Consider the following 228-nt stretch of genomic DNA (forward strand, 5'->3'; position numbering starts at 1 on the left):
GGCCCGGCCAGGTCGCCTGCGAGCCGAGACACCCGAGCTGGTTCGACGCCGGCGCGGACGCGCTGCTGGCCCGCCATCGCATCGCGCGGGTGGCGGCCGATCCGGCGCGTGCGCCCGGCGCGGATGTCCCGGGCGGCGATCCCGCCTGCCGCTACTGGCGCTGGCACGGCAGCCCGGAGATCTACGTCAGCGCCTACGACGTCGCCGCGCGGCGGGCGCTCGTCACCG

1 protein-coding gene is annotated in these 228 nt (G+C 78.5%); it reads left to right on the forward strand.

Features of this window, described 5'->3' with window-relative positions; genetic code table 11:
* Positions 1–228 (forward strand): DUF72 domain-containing protein (locus SB719_RS23090; protein WP_412160180.1); only part of this gene is annotated, 228 nt, incomplete at both ends.

The organism is Pantoea sp. SIMBA_079, assembly GCF_046940275.1.
GTDB lineage: Bacteria > Pseudomonadota > Gammaproteobacteria > Enterobacterales > Enterobacteriaceae > Pantoea > Pantoea borealis.